The sequence below is a fragment of the Reinekea forsetii genome (assembly GCF_002795845.1).
Lineage (GTDB): Bacteria > Pseudomonadota > Gammaproteobacteria > Pseudomonadales > Natronospirillaceae > Reinekea > Reinekea forsetii.
Window position 1 is genome coordinate 1,748,846 of the sequence record NZ_CP011797.1, and the last position, 16,848, is coordinate 1,765,693.

The window sequence follows — 16,848 nt, forward strand, 5'->3', positions numbered from 1 at the left end:
TTCTGGATTGCTTAGGCGGTCCAACGTTGAATCAATTCGATCAACTCCTCATGTTTGAGCGGTTTGGTAATGAAATCGTCCATGCCGGCGGTTAAACATTCGCGCTCAATCAGCGGCGTTTGTTCCGATGTCATCGCCACGATCGGGATATGCCGGCCGCTCGTGAGTTCGGCGCGACGAATCAGCCGAGTGGCCTCCATACCGTCCATCCGCGGCATGTAACAGTCCATTAACAATAGATCAAAATTATCCGTATTGGCCAACTCGATGGCTTCTAGGCCATTACTGCAGGTCGTGGCACTGACACCCATGGGCTCAAGCATCTTCAGGATCATTTTTTGATTTAATAGCTTGTCTTCGGCAATCAGGATCCGGGTGTTGTCAAACCGCGTGCTGCTTTGGGTATGCTCATCGATCTGTTCGAGCGCGTTTCTGAGTGCCGATAAGAGTTGATCGCGGGCGACGGGCTTCTCAATGAAGGTATAGGGGATCTCGATATCGTTGAACAATCTGTGCTGCAATTCTGATGCATATAGAATGAGGTGGCTTTGCTGTCCGAAACGGCCCGCTAAGTGCTGGATTTTCTCCAACTGTGCCTGAGCAAACTGATCGTCAACCGATAGATTAAACAATACAAAGTCTGAATCGATACTATCCGTCTGCTCAAAAAGGCGATCGAGGGTCCAGACCGCCACTTCCATATTCCAGCTCATAAACTCCGCGGCCAGGGAACGCTCAGTTTGAGGGCTCAGATCCACGAGCAACATGGATTTACCGGCCATAAACTTGGTCGGTCGAAACGAGCTGGCCTGCTGGGTGGTAGTGGTTATCGGCAAACGAACCGATATTTTCTGCAAATCCCCCTTCTGCTGCGCGCTTAAGGTCGCATTCATCGCCTTAAATTGCGCCGCGGCGACCATCAGAGTTAGTTGATCGGCGACATCCTCATTTTCTGGCAATATATCCATTTGCCGGTCCAATGCTGAGGTTAGGTCGCCCTGTTCCAGATCACTGTTGATAAAATAGAAGCTTATCAGCAGGCAGTCTTGGCCAAACTCCGAGCCGACAGCAATCTTAACGGTTATTTCACCGGCATCGGCCATATCCAAGGTGAAATCGAGCAAGCGGCGAAAGGCATTGGACAGCCACTGGGGGTCCGCCTCGATGCGTTCGGGCACGTCCGGGTGGTACAGGTAGGACAGCTCGCGGCCGTTTTCATGGGCTTTAGGGCCCATATCTGCGAGCGCATGCTCGAGCGTTTTGCGCAAATTAAAAACCATCGATTCAGGCACGCGAGTCTGATCGCGTTGTTCAATAAAGGCTTCAAAATCGGTAATTAGATCAAGCATCGAAAAACCGGAGCGGCGGGCAATGCCAAGCATGCCTTGGTTTTCAATATCAGTATCCTTAACCGACAGCATTCCCAAGACCCCGACCAGTCCGCTCATAGGGGTTTTCACCCGCTGCAACAACTGTTGGATAAAGCGGCGGTTGCTGGAGTTTTGCACGGTGGTGGCTTCGCGTGACTGCTCCAGGGCTGTTAAGCGTAATTTCAACTCGTGATTGCTGGTCAGAAAGCTCCAGACCAGTTCTGACACCCGCCTAGCCGTACTGACCAAATAGAGGTACATGGCAATAAAACCCAAACCTATGATCAGATTCACGACATTTTTTTCGAGAAATAGAAAGTAGATACTTAACGGAGCTAAAAGCATCAGTAGGTAAATGCTGACCGTGCGACCGTAGAGTGAATAGACGAAGGTTCCGCCCGCGGCAATCGCCGAGGTATAGAGAATGCCCAGCATCATAATGGGGTCATCATGGCTCTGCGTCAGGCGATAGACCAGATAGACAGACCAAGTGCCGGCATGCAAAAAACCGGACAGAATAAATACATCACGCCAGTGCGCAGGTCCCTTAGCATACCAACTTTCAAATTGGGCGATCATCACGAAGCGCCAGGCCGCCATTACTACCAGTAATAAACCGAAAATATACACCAGCTTCGGCGCGGGTCCGTTTTGCAGCAGATGCCACTCAATGATGATAAACAAAACGAAGTGCAACAACGCGCTGGGAAGTCCCTGACGGCTGAGGGTTTGATCGATACGTTTTAAATTAGCTCGATCTTTTTGGGCTTTGTGACGGGGGCGAAAAAAGAAACTCATACGGACGTCATCTGACAGAGAAAACAGCGCAACTATACCCGTATCTTGGGCCATACCCAAGGCATTCGCGGGTTGTTTTTAAACTGATAAGGCGGAGTTAGGCGTCGGTCTTGCTGAACGATTCAAAATGCAGCGAATAGGTAAGGATCTTGAGGTCTTGAACCGCTTAGGGGTTGGTTTACTGCCCTGCCCTTTTTACCTTTGCGTTTCTAATCTACGCTTAGTTAATAAGACGCACTATACGGACAGCTTTGTTATGCGGTATCTATCTTCAGATTTAAATCTTTTTCGCGTCCTGCTGACCATCTACTTGCAGGGCAATTTGACTCGCGCCGGCAAGGTGCTGGGCGTTACGCAACCAGCCATTAGCAACGCCTTAGCGCGCTTGCGAACAATGTATGACGATCCGCTGTTTGTGCGCTCGGGCAGTCGGATGCGGCCCACCCAAAAAACCGAACAAATCATCCAGCAGGTCAGCATTGCCTTGGAATTGCTGACTTCAACGTTGAGTCCGGACCAGCCCATGCCCCAAGCCAAAGATTAGAGGTTGGCGCTTAAGACCAATTAACCGCCACGCCCGTTTGGGCTTGGCGGGCCCGAACAAGATTCAGCCGGCCTGTCATCCCATAGCGATCCAGGCCTAAGTCGTGCTGAATTAGAGCTGTTCGGTCAGTTCTGGGAGTGCATCGAACAGATCGGCCACCAAACCGTAGTCGGCTACTTGGAAAATTGGGGCATCTGCATCCTTATTGATCGCAACGATGACCTTACTGTCCTTCATGCCGGCAAGGTGTTGAATTTGTCCTGAGATACCCACGGCGATATAGAGCTCCGGGGCAACGATCTTACCCGTTTGGCCGACCTGCATGTCATTGGGCACAAAGCCTTCATCGACCGCGGCACGAGACGCTCCAACTCCGGCACCGAGCTTATCGGCGACCTTGTAAAGCAGTTCGAAGTTCTCGCCGTTCTGCATGCCGCGACCACCTGAGATCACCACGCGGGCCGCGGTGAGCTCGGGGCGTTCGGAAACAACCAAATCCTCGGAGATAAAACGACTGATACCCTGGTCGGAAGCCGCAGGCAGGTCTTCGATCGGGGCCTGGCCATCATTCGGGCATGGATCAAAGGCGGTACCGCGCACACTAATAACCTTGATTCGGTCCGTCGATTGCACCGTGGCTATGGCATTGCCAGCATAGATCGGGCGCTTAAAGGTATCCGGACTGTCGACCGTGATGATCTCCGAAATCTGTTCTACGTCGAGTTTTGCGGCAACCCGAGGGAGGAAGTTCTTGCCCGTGGTTGTGGCGGCGGTCAGGATATGGCTGTATTGATCGGCCACCGATAGCACCAATTCGGCCAAGTTTTCGGCCAAGCCGTGGGCGTAGTGCGCTGCGTCGCAGTTGAGCACTCGCTCAATGCCACTCAATTGCGCTGCCGCGTCGGCGACGCTCCGACAGTCGTGGCCGGCAACCAATAGATGGACCGGCGCACCGAGCTTGAGCGCCGCGGCAACAACATTGGCGGTCACGGGCGTGAGTTCACTATTATTGTGGTCAGCTATAACTAAAATGCTCATGACACCACCTTCGCTTCGTTTTTAAGTTTGTCGACCAGCTCTTGAATCGAGTTGACCTTAATACCGGCTGGGCGTTCCGCTGGCGGTTCAACCTTTAAGGTGTTGACCGTTCGGCTTAGTTCAACGCCGAAATCCTCAGGGGTCTTTTTCTCCAGCGGTTTGCGCTTGGCTTTCATAATGTCGGGCAATTTAATGTAACGCGGCTCATTGAGGCGTAAATCGGTGGTGATGATGGCCGGCATCTTAAGCGAGACGGTTTGCGCGCCGCCGTCTATATCGCGCGTGACGGTAACCCAATCACCGTCAATCAAGACCTTGCTGGCGAAGGTCGCCTGAGCCAAGCCGGCGAGCGCGGCGAGCATTTGCCCGGTCTGATTGTTATCGGTGTCGATGGCCTGTTTCCCCAAGATCACCAGTCCAGGTTGCTCAAGGGCGACAATCTGCGCCAATATTTTCGCCACCACCAATGAACTGGCGGCCTCTTGCGTGACCACCAAAATGGCCCGATCCGCACCGATGGCCAGCGATCGGCGCAGCTGCTCTTCGGCTTTGGCTTCACCGATCGACACGACGATCACTTCAGAGGCGAGACCCTGTTCTTTGAGGCGCACGGCCTCTTCAACGGCGATATCACAGAAGGGATTGATGTCCATTTTAACATTAGCGAGTTCCACATCGGAATGATCCGCCTTGACTCGAACTTTGACGTTGTAATCTACAACGCGTTTAACCGGAACGATGATTTTCATACAGTCCTCATTAACTCATTGGTGCTTCAATATCGGTGAATAATCGACGACTACCTGAACCGAGACGACCGGCTAACGCTCACCTGCGCACAAACACAGGGTGAGCTCAAAACAGAGTGGGTCACATTTAGAATAGAGCGCGACAGCTGATCGTCAACCCAGTTTAATTTAAGTCTTCATTTAATCCGCTTTGGCGGCAAATTTCAAACAGTTGTTTTAATTTTTTCACGGTTAAGGTTAAACTCGTTACTGTTATAGAGTTATTGTCATTTAAGCGCCGCTGAGACACAGCATATTCTTAACGCTAACCGGGTCCTTGGGCTTTGTTAGTCATTGCAGCGGCCAACCGGAGGTGTTTATGGAACGCGAAGCCATGGAATTTGACGTGGTAATAGTCGGTGCTGGACCTGCGGGTCTGTCTGCTGCCATCAAGTTGATGCAAGGCGCACAGGCTCTGGAGCAGGAATTGAGCGTCTGCGTGGTTGAAAAAGGCTCCGAAGTCGGCGCCCATATACTATCGGGCGCGGTATTCGAAACCAGCGCCCTCAATGAATTGCTACCCAATTGGTCCGAGCTTGGGGCTCCCCTGCACACCCCTGTCACGCGCGATGAGATCTATGTGCTGCGCTCGGCGACCAGCCAAGTCAAGGTGCCGCATTTTGCCGTACCCACTCCGATGAAGAACGACGGCAATTACATTATCAGCCTGGGCAATTTTTGCCGCTGGTTGGCCGAACAGGCCGAGGCCTTGGGCGTGGAAATATTTCCCGGCTTTGCTGCCGCGGAAGTGCTCTATGACGCCAAGGGTGCCGTTAAGGGCATCATTACCGGCGATATGGGCCGTGCCGCCGATGGCACGGAGAAAGACGGCTTTGCCGCCGGAATGGAATTGCACGGCAAAACCACCCTGTTTGCCGAAGGTGCCCGCGGGCACTTGGGCAAGGCGCTGATCGAACAATTCCAGCTTGCCCGGGGACAGGGTACCCAGCATTTTGGCTTGGGTATTAAAGAGCTCTGGGAAGTGCCAGCCGATATGCACGAACCGGGCCTAGTCGTGCACACGGCCGGTTGGCCGCTGGCCGAACAGGGTGCCTCCGGTGGTGCTTTTATGTACCACTTGGAAAACCAACAGGTCGCATTGGGTCTGATCACCGATCTAGGCTATGACAATCCCTATTTGTCGCCGTTCGATGAATTTCAACGCATGAAGCACCACCCGCTCTTTGCCAAATATCTGACAAACGGCAAACGCCTGTCTTATGGCGCGCGGGCGTTGAATAAGGGCGGCTCGCAATGTCTGCCTAAAATGCACTTTCCGGGTGGGTTTTTAATTGGCTGTGATGCCGGCACGCTCAACGGCGCTAAGATCAAGGGCACGCATACGGCTATGCAATCGGGCATGTTGGCGGCGCAAACCATTCTGGATCAGCTGGCAATTGGCCTTGAAGCCGGCCAGGATTTGGTGCATTTCGAAGCGCATTATAAAAATAGCAGCCTCTTTAAGGAATTGCATTTTCAGCGCAATTTTGGCCCGGCCCAGCACAAGTTCGGCAATATCCTCGGCTCAGCCTACGCCTTTATCGATATGAATGTGTTTCGCGGCACCCTGCCCTGGACTCTGCAGGACTCGGTGCCCGACTACGCCACGCTCAAGCCGGCCGCGCAGTCTAAGATGCTTGAATACGGCAAGGCAGATGGCATCCTGTCCTTTGACAAGCTTAGTTCGGTATTTCTCTCCAATACCAATCACGAAGACAACCAACCGGTTCACCTCAGGCTGACCGACCCAGATTTGCCCATCCGAGACAATCTGCCGCTCTATGCGGAACCGGCCCAGCGCTATTGTCCGGCCGGCGTGTATGAGGTAATTCAAGGGGCCGATGGCGCAGCCAAGTTTCAAATCAATGCGCAAAACTGCGTGCATTGCAAAACCTGCGATATCAAGGATCCGGCTCAAAATATCACCTGGGTGACCCCCGAAGGCGCGGGTGGGCCCAACTATCCCAATATGTGACGGGCGCAGTCATTGACCGGATCTCGGACTTCGAGGTCAGGTCAACTCGCTACGATCGAGCGTGAATTCCGTTCCGGCGCTGTCCAACCACAGCACCCCTTGGCGCAGTCCCTGATGGTCCAAGGCATGGATCTGCCACTGATACATTACACTGGGGCTGATTCGAGCGCTTAAGTTAGCGCGCCAAAGCATCTCTGGTTCGGCTGGGTAGTCTACCTTAAGCGGGTGATCCCGATCCAAACAGGCCTGATCGCCCAGATTGTTGGTCACGATCCAGGTGTCACCGATCAATTGGGCGGAGACCACCACAAAGGGTGTGGCGGCGACTCGAATGCCCACCTTCTCCACCGGTGTGACCAAGAAATAACGTTCATCTTCCTTTTTCAGTACACTGGCAAACAGCTTAACCATCCGTTCCCGAGCTATCAGGCTGCCCTGATAGTACCACCGGCCATCGCGGCGAATTTCCAAATCAATATCACCACAGAAGTCAGGGTCCCATAACTCCACGGGCGCAACCGTTTGATTATTAATGTGTCGATAGATATCAGTCAGTTCGATCATTTAGGGCCACCCAGTGTGCGCACGGAATCGAGCAGAAAGCGGCTAAAGCCACGGCGATCACGAATCAGTTCAGGGAATAGATCGGATTCGGTAATATGCGCCATGCCACTGGCCAATGACCAGAGCAAACCATAATGAAAGCGCGCCTTGTCCCGCTCTAACGGCTTCAGGTGCGCTAGGTCCAGTTCAATTATGGCGGCGAACTCATCGACATGCTGGCGGCGTAACAGTTGCCACTGCACAAACCGCTCCAATGTGCAGTCGGTCGCCTGCAAGTGTTTTTCCAGACGCATCAGAACTCGGTATTTCTTAACGAATTGGATTCGATATTTCAAATACTGCTCAAGTAGGTCCGCAGCCCCGCCTGAGGCCCCGATGTTAGTGAGTAAGGGCGTCACTGCGAGCTCATCGGTGAGTAGAATGGCGGCATAGACATCATCTTTGTTGGCGAAGTGTTTATAAAAAACCGATCGACTGATGCCCGCAGCCTTGATCAATTGGGTTACCGTTATGCTGTTTTCATTGTGAATGGTAAATAGATTCAGGGCCGAACTAATCAAGGCTGTTTCAGCGGGGCTTTGTGGCTGAATCGCAATACTCGAAGTTAACATGCCAAGGTGTCCAGAGTGGTTAGGCCACCCAAACGGATGACATTATTAGCCGGAAGATTCGCTTGGGCCCAGTTACATAGTGTGGGTAGGTTTGTCCGAATTCAACGCGCCGGCCAGATAGGTTTCGATCTTGTCTTTTGCCAATTCGTTTTTCTTCGAAAATTGCACACCGATGCCGGTTGCCCTGTTGCCCTGGGCCCCTCGTGGGGTCAACCAGATAACGCGGCCAGCAACCGGAATCTTTTCTGGTTCATCCATCAGGGTGAGTAATAAAAAAACATCATCGCCCACGCTGAAGCGTTTGTTAGTCGCGATAAACAAACCGCCATTCTTTACGAAGGGCATAAAGGCGGCATAGAGAACCGCCTTGTCTTTCATGGTTATGGACAGTATTCCGCTGCGAGTGCCAGCTAATTTTGGGTTCATTCTGTACCTCTTAGATCAAGCCAGCGAGATGCGAGCTCTTCGCCCATCAGCTGAGGGTTTAGATTCGATTGACGGTTAATAGCCCCTAATAAGACAACCAGATAATCCCGAAAATTGAACAGCGACCGAGCCGTTTGGTTGGCCAGCAGTTCGATCAAGTCATCGGCGATGGGCGCCAGCGCGCCTCGCCGGCTCAACTGCTGGCGCAGTGCCGTGTCGATCCACAACATCAGTTGCTTGAGGGTCGGTTCAAGCGGCGCCTTGTGAATAAATTGACTCAACTGACTAAAGCCTAAATCCTGTAAAAAATGCCTTTCACACTCGGACCATTGGTTAAGTTGGTCCGCAGTGACCGCCAAGGCGGTATAGGGTTTGCCTTGCGCAATGCCCAGGGCGATATGGGGATTGAGCGGATAGGCAGCGCTATGCAACACAGCCAAGGCCTGCTCAGGAGTCGGTTCTGGCAGCGTGACCAGCCGACAACGAGACCGAACGGTCGGTAGGGTGCGCCCCAACGAGCGACTTTCGAGCACAATAAAGGTTCGATCGCTCGGTTCTTCTAAGACCTTCAATAAGGCATTTGCGGCATTGCTATTCATCTTCTCGGCGTTTTCCAGGCGAATCACCTTGTTGCCACCTTGTTGAGCGGTTTCGGCCACTTTTCGATTGATGGCGCGCACGGCATCGACCCGTATGGTCAAACTCTTGCCTTCCGGCTGCACCCGAATAAAGTCTGGATGGTTGCCGGCCTGGTGCAATCGACAGGCTTTGCAGTCGCCACAGGCGTGCGCCAAATCGGACCGGCAGAGTAATTTTGCCACCAAGGCATCGGTCATTAACCCGCCACCATCACCTGGATCACCCAATATCAATAGGCCATGCGGCAAGGTATTGGCTCGGTATTGGCTAATCAAGTCCACTAGCGTGGCATTCAACCAAGGCGGTAAATCAGGCAAAGTAGACCTCCAGGGCCGTAATTAACTGCTCGGAGACGGCGGCCTGTGACGGAGCCGCATCGATTTTTATAAAACGCTCAGGTTGTTGATCATAGCGTAGTTGATATTGTGCGCGGCAGCGGTTAAAAAACGCTATATCTTCGCCTTCAATGCGGTCCAGCGCGCCACGAGCCTGGGCCCGCGCCAAGCCGGTGGCCGCGTCGCAATCGAACCAGATGGTTAGATCGGGTTGGAAATTGGCCAAAACCGTCTCCTCCAGTGATGCGATCAGGCTTCGGTCGAGCCCGCGCCCGCCACCCTGATAGGCGTAAGTCGCATCGGTAAAGCGATCGCTGATCACCCACTGACCCGCCGCTAAGGCCGGCTGAATAAGGCTGGCCACATGCTGCTTGCGGGCTGCAAATACCAGGAGCAACTCGGTAACCGGATCCATTTTTTCACTGTGATGACTCAAAACCAGGTCCCGGATCGCTTCTGCGATCTCGGTGCCACCCGGCTCCCGGGTGCGGACAATATCGTGGCCGCGCGCTGCGAGCCAAGCCATCAGCACCTCGGCCTGAGTAGTTTTACCGGCGCCTTCTAAGCCTTCTATGCTGATAAACAAGGCGCTCATTGGACCTCGTCCGTTGTCGTTGCCGGTGCCGACTTATAGTCTTGGCGCCGGGAAAAACGCTGATAGCGCCGCACGGCGGCGTTGTGTTCTTTGAAGGTGATCGAAAAATGATGGCTGCCATCGCCCTTGGCGACGAAAAATAGACTCTCACCGGCGGCCGGATTTAAGGCCGCAAAGATCGCTTCGCGGCCCGGGTTGGCAATCGGAGTCGGCGGCAAGCCGTTGCGGGTATAGGTATTATAGGGCGTGTCGGTGCGCAAATGGCCGCGCGTCAGATTGCCGGTATACGCCGCACCCGCGCCATAAATAACGGTTGGGTCGGTCTGCAGGCGCATATTGATACTGAGTCGACGGCTGAAAACACCTGAGATCATCGGTCGTTCAAAGGCGGCGCCGGTTTCTTTTTCGATGATGGACGCCAAAATCAACGCCTCATAGGGTGTCTCAACAACAGCTGTGGGGGATTTTTGCGCCCATTCCTCCGCCAAGATCGACACCATACGCTGGTGAGCTAATTTAAGTATATCCAGATCACTGGTGCCAGCGTCAAATAAATAGGTATCGGGGAAAAACCAGCCCTCGTAAAAGCTCATATCGGCGGCTACAAGCTGCATAATAGCATCTTGATCCAATCCGGTTAGGCTATGCTCTAGGTCGGGACTATCCGCCAGGACCTGCAAGAATTCACTGAAGGTTTGGCCTTCAATGAATTGCACTGAACGCAGGATTTTTTTGCCAGACACCATCATGCGAATCACATCGGTACTGGTTTGGCCCGGCTGCAAAGCATATTCACCGCGTTGGATTACCGTGAGTTCATTATAGCGCAACCACAATTCGTGGATCCGGGGGTAGTCGATCCAGCCGTTGGCGCTAAAGTCTGCCAAGACACGCTTTACCGAAGCGCCGTCGGTCACCCTATAGGTTGTGCCTTCGGCGCTCAGTGAGAGCGGTTTTTGCAGCCGTAGTTGGGCCAAGTTGACGATCGCCAAGGCCGAAACGATGCCTAATAGCAGAGTGATGAAGACTAGTTTTTTTAACACGTTTGGGCTAACTCACTGTGAAAGAGATGGATGTCGGCATGGCGCGGTAACGGCCGCGCCATTAAGGATTCAATCGGGACTAGACCCATTAGACTATTGGACAAAAAAGCCGCATCGACCTGGTCCAGCTCATCCACCGCCAGTGCGCTGATCTGAATGTCAGGGAAACGGGTCAGCAGCTGCTGACGTATTACACCGGCGACACCGGCCTGATCAACCGGTGGTGTAGACCAGTACCCATGCCGAAAAAAGAATAGATTGGCAGAGCTGGCTTCGACAATAGAGCCGCTGTCGGTGGCCATCAAGACCTCATCGACACCTTGTCGCCGCGCGCTCTGACGAGCCAAAACCGAATCCAGCCGATTGAGGTGCTTCATGCCGGCCAGAGTCGAGTTGACGCTGACGTGGGTCTCGGACAGGGCAACCGAAGCGCCCTGCGCCGCCCAGTCGGGACGATGATAGGGACTGCATTGCACGAGAACATCGGTCTGTTGTAACAGGGGGTCGAAATCATAGCCGCGCCCGGGGTTGCTTCTCAACAACATGACTTTAATCAGATGGGGTGCATCCAGATGGGCACAGAGCGCGGTCAATTGTCCGCGCAGCGCAAGCCTCTGCGCGCTGGACCATGCCATACCCAAACGATGGGTGCCGGCGCTGAGGCGATCAAGATGCGGCCCGAGAAAGTGAGGCCCATGTTGATCGGCTAACAGCGTCTCAAACAGGCCATCGCCATAAGCTAAACCTCGGTGGGATAATGGAATGGCGCCACTGACGCCATTTAACAGACTGATATGCATGGTTTCCGGGCTAACAGAGTTCAGAGGTAAGGCACGATAGTATCAAACTTTGCTGAAGATAAGAGAGCCGTTTGTACCGCCAAAACCAAATGAATTGCTGAGCGCATGATTGATCACCATATTACGCGCCGTGTGAGGAACGTAGTCAAGATCACAGGCCGGATCCGGGTTATCCAGGTTGATGGTCGGGGGAGCAACCTGATCTTTGATCGCCAAGATACAGAAAATCGCCTCCACTGCACCGGCAGCGCCGAGCAAGTGGCCAATCATCGATTTGGTCGAGCTGACCACGATTTTGTCCGCATCGCCACCATAGAGACGTTTAACCGCTTGCGATTCAGCCAAATCACCGGCCAGTGTCGAGGTGCCATGGGCATTAATGTAGTTAACGTCTAACGGATTTAAACCGGCATCCCGTAAGGCGTTGTCCATAGCGGCCGCGGCACCAGCGCCATCGGCAGGCGGTGAGGTCATATGATAGGCATCGCCACTCATACCAAAACCGGTTAATTCGGCATATATCTTCGCACCGCGGGCCTTGGCGCTCTCATATTCTTCGAGCACGACCACACCGGCACCATCACCGAGCACGAAACCGTCTCGATCTCGATCCCACGGACGACTGGCGCGCGTTGGATCATCGTTGCGCGTGGATAAGGCCCGCGCCGCGCCGAAACCGCCCATGCCCAACTGGCCGGACGCCATTTCGGCACCGCCTGCTACCATCGCATCGGCATCGCCGTAGGCGATCGTGCGCGCGGCATAACCAATATTGTGTGTGCCCGTGGTGCAGGCAGTTGTAATGGCAATATTTGGGCCTTTAAAACCATACTCGATGGATAGGTTGCCCGAAATCATGTTGATAATGGCAGCGGGGACAAAAAAGGGTGAAATACGGCGTGGGCCACCCTTTTGCAGAGCAAGATGATTCTTCTCGATAGTATCGAGCCCCCCGATGCCTGAACCGATGGCAATGCCAATTCGACCGGCGGTGGCTTCAGTCGCTTCAATACCGGAGTCCTGGATCGCTTCAACAGCGGCCGCATAGCCGTATTGAATAAAACCATCCATCTTTTTGGTATCTTTAGGATTCATATAGTCGGCTGGATTGAAATCTTTCACCTGAGCCGCAAATTTGGTGGTGAATTTTTCAGCATCGAACAGCTCGATGCGATTCACGCCGCTTTTTCCGGCCAAAATACCCGCCCACGTTGATGCGACTGAATTCCCTAATGGACTAATACAACCCAGCCCAGTTACCACCACACGTCGTTTTGACATCTTAATTTCTCCAAGACTGCCTTGCTTCTTCATTATGCAGAATAGCACTCAAAAAAAAGCCGTATTGCCCGGAGGTCAATACGGCTCCTATTGTTGACTAAATCGCTTAACCCACGTGGGTGTTTACGTAATCGATCGCGTCCTGAACAGTCTGTAATTTCTCAGATTCTTCATCTGGAATTTCAGTTTCGAATTCTTCTTCCAAAGCCATCACCAAGTTAACCGTATCCAGAGAATCGGCACCCAGATCATCGATAAAAGATGATTTTGCGTTGACGTCTTCTTCTTTAGCGCCTAACTGTTCACAAACTATTTTTTTAACTCGATCTTCGATGCTGCTCATTATAAGAACTCCTAAAAGGTATTTAGCACAGTTATACGTGCTGGCTAGTTTATATAAACGTTATCCTATTGAGCAAGTTAAATGACGACCAACTTGCCAAAATTAACCCATATACATGCCGCCATTGACATGCAAAGTTTCTCCAGTGATGTATGACGCACCATCACTGGCCAAAAACGCAACCGCATGTGCGATTTCATCCGGTGTACCCAGGCGCGCTAACGGCACCTGTTTCAGTAGAGTTTCTTTTACATTTTCCGCCAGATCATGGGTCATGTCGGTTTGAATAAAGCCTGGCGCAACCGAGTTGACGGTAATGTTGCGGCTACCGATTTCACGCGCTAAGGACCGCGTAAAACCCTCCACGCCGGCCTTGGCGGCACAGTAGTTGGCTTGCCCGGCATTACCGGCGGAGGCGACAACCGATGAAATATTGATGATTCGGCCAAAACGGGTGCGCGTCATGGCTTTGATGACCGCCTTACTCATGCGGAACACCGAATTCAGGTTGGTGTCGATCACCGCATTCCATTCAGTCTCTTTCATGCGTAAAAAAAGATTATCCTGGGTAATGCCGGCATTGTTGACTAATACCGCTGGGGCACCGAATTCGGCCTGAATATCGGCCATCACAGCATCGATGGAGGCGCCATCGGTGACGTTCAGACAGTAACCCTTGCCGCTAATGCCCAACTCGGCAAACCGTTGGCTAATTTTTTCCGCGCCACTTTCTGAGGTCGCGGTGCCCAACACAATAAAGCCGTCATGGCCGAGTTTGTCAGCAACCGCCGCGCCGATGCCGCGACTGGCGCCGGTCACAAGGGCAACTTTTTTGGCATCTGTCATAACTATTATCCTAATCGTTTTTGAAACGAAGCTAGATTGCCGATGGCGGTATGAATCACATCGCCGGCAATTCGTTTGTTCAAGCCACTCAAGACCTTACCCGGGCCACATTCGATAATCTCGGTAACCCCAGCGCTGGCCATAAATTGCACCGACTTTGTCCATTGAACCGGCTTATAGAGCTGTTCCAATAGGTTTTTGCGAATTTCGCTAATATCGGTCACGCCGAGCGCAACGCGATTTTGCACAATCGGCGCCGACGGACTGTTAAAGTGGATCGCCTGCAACCGCTGCGCGAGTGTATCAGCCGCTGGTTTCATTAACACGCAATGCGACGGCACACTGACCGACAGGGGTAATACCCGTTTCGCGCCCATAGTCTTTAAAATCACCATGGCCCGTTCAACAGCGGCGGTATTGCCGGCAATTACCACCTGGCCCGGGGTGTTGAAATTAACCGCCGACACGACAGCGCCCTGCTCCGCTGCCAGACACCCGTCGATTACAGCCTGATCGTCCAAGCCCAAAACAGCCGCCATCAAGCCTTCACCAGCCGGAACGGCCAATTGCATAAGCTGGCCGCGCAATTCAACCAGCTTTATGGCATCAGCAAAGCTAACGGCACCGCTGGCAACCAACGCACTATATTCACCCAGGCTGTGCCCTGCAAATAAAATGGGCTTCAAGGGTGACTGTGCCGACCAGAGTCGATATAGCGCTATGCTGGCAGTCAATAGCGCAGGCTGGGTCTTCTCAGTTCGATTTAACTCTTCAATCGGGCCGTTTAGGGCCAGATCGGTAACATCATATCCCAGCAATTCGGACGCTTCGGCGAACGTATCGCGCACGATTGGGTAGGTTTCCAGCATTTCTGCCAGCATACCGACTTGCTGTGACCCCTGACCTGGAAACACGAATGCGAGTTTATTCATACTGAGATGGATCCTGTTTTTGCCAATAGAGTGGCATTATCCGAGTAATCTCAACGCTTTAAAGGCAAGCCCCGTTGAAACATTTATGAATTCTAGGACATTAAGCGGCCCAACGCTGACTCAAAAGCCGAGTAATGACCCCCCCGCTTGAAGCTAAGATTAATCCAGAGGCCACTTTTCAACTAATTTGTCCAATTCTCGCCGAATCTTCCCGGTCGAGTCCAGAGCTAGCGCGCTTACCGCGCGTTCGATGGCGCTGGCGAAGGCCCTGTCGTTGGCATTGCCATGACTCTTCACCACGAGCAGGTTACTGCCGGCAACAAGGGCCCCATTGGCCAAGCGTGGATCGAGTTTTTTTAGTACGGTCGTTAATTGTCGTTTTAGCCACCAGGCCAGTAGCGGTTTTAAGAGGCCATGCTCGAGTCGTGCTTTGAGTAAGGCAAAGGTTAGGTCCAGCGCGCCAGCGGAGGCTTTAATAATGGAATTGCCGGTAAATCCGTCGCAGACAATTACATCCGCCTGGCCGCTGAAGATGTCAGACGCCTCAATAAAGCCTCGATAGTCAATATCCGACCAGCCTTGCAAGGTCGCATGCGCTAGGCGCAATGCCTCCGGTCCTTTGTAATACTCAGCGCCAACATTGAGTAGGCTTAGGCGGGGATTGGCCTCGCCGGTAGACGCCAATGCCTTGCCCACGGCGGCATAGGTTAAGAGTTGTTGCTGGTTGGCGGTAAAGGAGGCGCCCAGGTCGAGCATCATCGCCGTGCCCGTCAGAGTCGGCAACCAGGCGGCCAGCACGGGGCGATTCAGGGCCGGATGCAGTGCGCCATATTTGCCGACCAACACCAATAACACGCCGGTATGTTCGGCCGACACCAACGCATCGACCTGCCCATCGCGTAGCGCTTTGAAGGCGGTTTCTATTGAACTAAAGCCGTCACGACGCATCAATTGAGCCGGCTTATGGGCCAGGTCAGAAATGTCATTGGTATCGATCCATTCAATATTGGCGGGGCAGGAATGTTTGAAGGCTTGGCGTGCATTCAGGTTGCCAAATAAGACACCATGATGCTGGGGATTAGCGCGAAAGTAGCGGAAACAGGCAGGGATAAGAATAGAGGGGCCGAAGTCCCCTCCATGTAAATCAATGGCAATGCGAGCCATTAATCTATTTAGTCATCACGACCTGCAACGACCTTGTGGCCTTTGTAGAAGCCATCTGCAGTAACATGGTGACGACGGTGAGTTTCACCGCTGGTGCCATCAACTGTCAGAGTGGGTGCCGAAAGGGCATCATGTGAACGACGCATACCGCGACGTGAACGGGTCACTTTACTTTTTTGAACTGCCATGGCTAAAAGCCTCCTACTAACTGATTTGTTTGAAGATCACTTCAAAACTTTTAAAACATCGAACGGATTAGGAGCTTTTTCAGGAGATCCCTTTGACTCATCCGTCCCAAATTGGGTTTCAATACGACATTCGCTGTCTGGGTGCATTGCGTGCATGGGGAGGCTCAATAATAGCTCTTCCTCCACGATGTCCGCGACATCCAGTAACGCATCTGGAAGCAATAATAACGCATCCAGGTGAGCCGGTAGTGCTTTAGCCATTTCATCGTTATAAACCAGGGTAAGTGTAAAATCACCGTCCAGTTTAGAACCATAAACTTGCAAACACCGTTGGCACTGCAAATTCACAATAGCTGTTACATGACCAAAAATTAGCCGCCGGCCGGATTCGTCACGATCAAATCTCAAACTTACCTGAGCTGATTCGTCGATTCCCGCGGTGGTTTCATCCAGGCGTTTTAACCGTTTCGCACTAATAACACCTTCCAGTAGAGTGAGCTTGTCAGCCAACTGGTAGGGATTCACACGATCTGGTAATTCGAAATTTGACATAGGCGCGGTATCATAC

At 52.7% G+C, this 16,848-nt stretch carries 19 protein-coding genes; 2 read left to right on the forward strand and 17 right to left on the reverse strand.

Features of this window, described 5'->3' with window-relative positions:
- Positions 1-11: 11 nt before the first annotated feature.
- A complete protein-coding gene (locus tag REIFOR_RS08145; RefSeq protein WP_158524329.1) occupies positions 12-2,168 on the reverse strand; it encodes a response regulator in 2,157 nt (718 codons plus the stop codon).
- Positions 2,169-2,424: 256 nt separating this feature from the next.
- Here REIFOR_RS08145 and REIFOR_RS16995 point away from each other — a divergent pair, with 256 nt between their 5' ends.
- On the forward strand, positions 2,425-2,712 hold the full coding sequence (locus REIFOR_RS16995; RefSeq protein ID WP_158524330.1) for a LysR family transcriptional regulator: 288 nt from the start codon (positions 2,425-2,427) through the stop codon (positions 2,710-2,712).
- 111 nt (positions 2,713-2,823) lie between these two features.
- Here the strand turns inward: REIFOR_RS16995 and REIFOR_RS08155 are convergent, their stop codons facing one another.
- Both REIFOR_RS08155 and REIFOR_RS08160 read right to left on the reverse strand, forming a co-directional pair.
- Positions 2,824-3,750 carry an electron transfer flavoprotein subunit alpha/FixB family protein gene (locus REIFOR_RS08155; protein ID WP_100257087.1) on the reverse strand — a complete coding sequence of 309 codons (927 nt, stop codon included), beginning with the start codon at positions 3,748-3,750 and terminating at the stop codon, positions 2,824-2,826.
- A complete protein-coding gene (locus tag REIFOR_RS08160; protein ID WP_100257088.1) occupies positions 3,747-4,499 on the reverse strand; it encodes an electron transfer flavoprotein subunit beta/FixA family protein in 753 nt (250 codons plus the stop codon). The genes REIFOR_RS08155 and REIFOR_RS08160 overlap by 4 nt, the downstream gene beginning before the upstream one ends.
- A gap of 358 nt (positions 4,500-4,857) precedes the next feature.
- On the opposite strand from REIFOR_RS08160, the gene REIFOR_RS08165 reads away from it, so the two are divergent.
- On the forward strand, positions 4,858-6,513 hold the full coding sequence (locus REIFOR_RS08165; protein WP_100257089.1) for an electron transfer flavoprotein-ubiquinone oxidoreductase: 1,656 nt from the start codon (positions 4,858-4,860) through the stop codon (positions 6,511-6,513).
- A 36-nt stretch (positions 6,514-6,549) separates the two neighbouring features.
- Here REIFOR_RS08165 and REIFOR_RS08170 read toward each other — a convergent pair whose 3' ends face one another.
- The 14 genes from REIFOR_RS08170 to REIFOR_RS08235 form a co-directional block, all read right to left on the reverse strand.
- Complete coding sequence (locus tag REIFOR_RS08170; RefSeq protein WP_100257090.1) at positions 6,550-7,077, reverse strand: DUF1285 domain-containing protein; 528 nt, start codon at positions 7,075-7,077, stop codon at positions 6,550-6,552.
- Positions 7,074-7,688 (reverse strand): TetR/AcrR family transcriptional regulator, encoded by a 615-nt coding sequence (locus REIFOR_RS08175; protein ID WP_100257091.1) that lies wholly within the window; start codon positions 7,686-7,688, stop codon positions 7,074-7,076. The genes REIFOR_RS08170 and REIFOR_RS08175 overlap by 4 nt, the downstream gene beginning before the upstream one ends.
- A 72-nt stretch (positions 7,689-7,760) precedes the next feature.
- Entirely contained in the window at positions 7,761-8,114 is a 354-nt protein-coding gene (locus REIFOR_RS08180; RefSeq protein ID WP_100257092.1) for a PilZ domain-containing protein, read from the reverse strand.
- The gene (locus tag REIFOR_RS08185; RefSeq protein WP_100257093.1) at positions 8,111-9,070 is read right to left on the reverse strand and encodes a hypothetical protein; all 960 of its coding nucleotides are present in this window, start codon (positions 9,068-9,070) and stop codon (positions 8,111-8,113) included. The genes REIFOR_RS08180 and REIFOR_RS08185 overlap by 4 nt, the downstream gene beginning before the upstream one ends.
- Positions 9,063-9,683: a dTMP kinase gene (gene tmk, locus REIFOR_RS08190; RefSeq protein WP_100257094.1), complete on the reverse strand. Its 621-nt coding sequence runs from the start codon at positions 9,681-9,683 to the stop codon at positions 9,063-9,065. Before tmk ends, REIFOR_RS08185 begins: the two co-directional genes overlap by 8 nt.
- Positions 9,680-10,726, reverse strand: coding sequence for an endolytic transglycosylase MltG (gene mltG / locus REIFOR_RS08195; protein WP_100257095.1), 1,047 nt, complete (start codon positions 10,724-10,726; stop codon positions 9,680-9,682). Before mltG ends, tmk begins: the two co-directional genes overlap by 4 nt.
- Positions 10,720-11,526, reverse strand: coding sequence for an aminodeoxychorismate lyase (gene pabC / locus REIFOR_RS08200; RefSeq protein ID WP_100257096.1), 807 nt, complete (start codon positions 11,524-11,526; stop codon positions 10,720-10,722). Before pabC ends, mltG begins: the two co-directional genes overlap by 7 nt.
- Before the next feature lie 42 nt (positions 11,527-11,568).
- A complete protein-coding gene (fabF, locus tag REIFOR_RS08205) occupies positions 11,569-12,807 on the reverse strand; it encodes a beta-ketoacyl-ACP synthase II (RefSeq protein ID WP_100257097.1) in 1,239 nt (412 codons plus the stop codon).
- A 106-nt stretch (positions 12,808-12,913) separates the two neighbouring features.
- Entirely contained in the window at positions 12,914-13,150 is a 237-nt protein-coding gene (acpP, locus tag REIFOR_RS08210) for an acyl carrier protein (protein WP_100257098.1), read from the reverse strand.
- A gap of 102 nt (positions 13,151-13,252) precedes the next feature.
- Positions 13,253-13,996, reverse strand: coding sequence for a 3-oxoacyl-ACP reductase FabG (gene fabG, locus REIFOR_RS08215; RefSeq protein WP_100257099.1), 744 nt, complete (start codon positions 13,994-13,996; stop codon positions 13,253-13,255).
- Between the two features lie 5 nt (positions 13,997-14,001).
- Entirely contained in the window at positions 14,002-14,928 is a 927-nt protein-coding gene (gene fabD, locus REIFOR_RS08220; protein ID WP_100257100.1) for an ACP S-malonyltransferase, read from the reverse strand.
- A 159-nt stretch (positions 14,929-15,087) separates the two neighbouring features.
- Positions 15,088-16,092 (reverse strand): phosphate acyltransferase, encoded by a 1,005-nt coding sequence (locus REIFOR_RS08225; RefSeq protein WP_100257101.1) that lies wholly within the window; start codon positions 16,090-16,092, stop codon positions 15,088-15,090.
- Between the two features lie 8 nt (positions 16,093-16,100).
- Positions 16,101-16,280, reverse strand: a complete 180-nt coding sequence (gene rpmF, locus REIFOR_RS08230) for a 50S ribosomal protein L32 (protein WP_100257102.1) — start codon at positions 16,278-16,280, stop codon at positions 16,101-16,103.
- Between the two features lie 36 nt (positions 16,281-16,316).
- Positions 16,317-16,832, reverse strand: coding sequence for a YceD family protein (locus REIFOR_RS08235; protein WP_100257103.1), 516 nt, complete (start codon positions 16,830-16,832; stop codon positions 16,317-16,319).
- Positions 16,833-16,848: the final 16 nt, after the last annotated feature.

Excerpts from the sequence above, each read along its gene's own strand:
- REIFOR_RS08160 (WP_100257088.1), bottom strand. The coding sequence starts at position 4,499 with ATGAAAATCATCGTTCCGGTTAAACGCGTTGTAGATTACAACGTCAAA.
- pabC (WP_100257096.1), bottom strand. The coding sequence starts at position 11,526 with ATGCATATCAGTCTGTTAAATGGCGTCAGTGGCGCCATTCCATTATCC.
- REIFOR_RS16995 (WP_158524330.1), top strand. The coding sequence starts at position 2,425 with ATGCGGTATCTATCTTCAGATTTAAATCTTTTTCGCGTCCTGCTGACC.
- REIFOR_RS08165 (WP_100257089.1), top strand. The coding sequence starts at position 4,858 with ATGGAACGCGAAGCCATGGAATTTGACGTGGTAATAGTCGGTGCTGGA.
- REIFOR_RS08175 (WP_100257091.1), bottom strand. The coding sequence starts at position 7,688 with ATGTTAACTTCGAGTATTGCGATTCAGCCACAAAGCCCCGCTGAAACA.
- REIFOR_RS08225 (WP_100257101.1), bottom strand. The coding sequence starts at position 16,092 with ATGGCTCGCATTGCCATTGATTTACATGGAGGGGACTTCGGCCCCTCT.
- rpmF (WP_100257102.1), bottom strand. The coding sequence starts at position 16,280 with ATGGCAGTTCAAAAAAGTAAAGTGACCCGTTCACGTCGCGGTATGCGT.
- REIFOR_RS08180 (WP_100257092.1), bottom strand. The coding sequence starts at position 8,114 with ATGAACCCAAAATTAGCTGGCACTCGCAGCGGAATACTGTCCATAACC.
- REIFOR_RS08155 (WP_100257087.1), bottom strand. The coding sequence starts at position 3,750 with ATGAGCATTTTAGTTATAGCTGACCACAATAATAGTGAACTCACGCCC.
- REIFOR_RS08145 (WP_158524329.1), bottom strand. The coding sequence starts at position 2,168 with ATGAGTTTCTTTTTTCGCCCCCGTCACAAAGCCCAAAAAGATCGAGCT.
- acpP (WP_100257098.1), bottom strand. The coding sequence starts at position 13,150 with ATGAGCAGCATCGAAGATCGAGTTAAAAAAATAGTTTGTGAACAGTTA.
- REIFOR_RS08235 (WP_100257103.1), bottom strand. The coding sequence starts at position 16,832 with ATGTCAAATTTCGAATTACCAGATCGTGTGAATCCCTACCAGTTGGCT.
- REIFOR_RS08170 (WP_100257090.1), bottom strand. The coding sequence starts at position 7,077 with ATGATCGAACTGACTGATATCTATCGACACATTAATAATCAAACGGTT.
- fabG (WP_100257099.1), bottom strand. The coding sequence starts at position 13,996 with ATGACAGATGCCAAAAAAGTTGCCCTTGTGACCGGCGCCAGTCGCGGC.
- fabF (WP_100257097.1), bottom strand. The coding sequence starts at position 12,807 with ATGTCAAAACGACGTGTGGTGGTAACTGGGCTGGGTTGTATTAGTCCA.
- tmk (WP_100257094.1), bottom strand. The coding sequence starts at position 9,683 with ATGAGCGCCTTGTTTATCAGCATAGAAGGCTTAGAAGGCGCCGGTAAA.
- fabD (WP_100257100.1), bottom strand. The coding sequence starts at position 14,928 with ATGAATAAACTCGCATTCGTGTTTCCAGGTCAGGGGTCACAGCAAGTC.